The organism is Massilia sp. TSP1-1-2 (genome assembly GCF_049896185.1).
In the GTDB taxonomy this organism is placed as follows: Bacteria; Pseudomonadota; Gammaproteobacteria; order Burkholderiales; family Burkholderiaceae_D; genus Telluria_A.
This window is the reverse complement of record NZ_JAFCTU010000109.1, coordinates 1-1,130: the sequence shown is the minus strand read 5'-3', so window position 1 is coordinate 1,130 and position 1,130 is coordinate 1. Positions and strand designations below refer to the sequence as shown.

The 1,130-nt window shown below is 58.8% G+C and carries 1 protein-coding gene; it reads right to left on the bottom strand.

Going from position 1 to position 1,130, the window contains the following annotated elements:
- Nucleotides 1-103 precede the first annotated feature (103 nt).
- Nucleotides 104-1,117: a TolC family outer membrane protein gene (locus ACP7BV_RS27095; RefSeq protein ID WP_426107998.1), complete on the bottom strand. Its 1,014-nt coding sequence runs from the start codon at nt 1,115-1,117 to the stop codon at nt 104-106.
- Between the last annotated feature and the right edge of the window lie 13 nt (nt 1,118-1,130).

Here is a 1,130-nt window from a genome sequence, read left to right as displayed (position 1 = left end):
TCAGGGCAATCAGAAAAAAGTAAGGTTTTAATCGCATGATCATTAGGCGGCCAAAAAGTTAAAAGACGGGAGAAGCATAAGAACCGAATAGATCAGCATTTAGCTATCGCAACATTGAATTGACCTTCAACAAATCGTACTCATCCCGCGCCCCTGCGGCCGCCTTTAGCTTCAAGCCCTGCAGCAAGGTCTCATAGCGCGCCTTTGACAAATCCCGTTGTGCTGCAAACACTTGCTGTTCAGCATTCAAGACGTCGATATTGATTCGAATCCCCAGCCGATAACCTGCACGATTCCCCTTCAAAGCGCTCTGCCCCGATGCCACAGCAACATCAAGTGCGGCAATCTGCGCCAGTCCATTCACAACACCGGCATACGCCAGGCGTGCATCAAGCGCTGACTGGCGGCTTGCCAGTTCTAGATCCGCGGTCGCCTTGTCCATATTCGCAATGGCCTCGGTAACCCTGGCGTCCACTGCGCCACCGGAATACAGGGGCACCGTCAACTGCAAACCAATTTGACGCTGGTTGGCGCGCGTGGCGTAGTCGTTCGGCGTGGCCAAGCTGCGCGAAGAAAAGTTGTTGCCCGTATTTGCCACCAAATCGAGCGTCGGCAAATGGTCCGACCGCAGTTTCTTGATTGCCTGCCTGGCCGCCTCCAGCGCCGCGCGTTGCGCGCGCACCAGCGGGTGATTGGTGCGCGCCTGCGCCATCCAGGCACGGCTGTCGGCCGTCGGTGGCGGCGGCATCATTGTCGATTGCAACACGGCCAGCTCAGTTGGCGCGTGCCCGGTAATTTTCTCCAGGTTCGCTTGCGCACTATCCAGGTCGTTTTGTGCAGACACCAGCTGCGAACGCGCGCTGCCCTGCCGCGACTTGGTATCGTCGACGTCCGTCACCGCGTGCGTGCCATGCTGAAAGCCGCGGGTCACTTGCGCCAGCTGCTCGTTCAGTGCGCTTACTTGCGCCTGCGCAGCGCCGATGGCGTCTTGCGCGACAATCACGCCGAAATACGCTTGTGCTACCCGCAGCAGCAAATCCTGCCGCGCCTGCGCGTATTGCGCTTCGGCTTGTTCGACGATGAATTCCGATTCCCGGATGGCGTACAGCGCACCCACCCGCACCACCGGC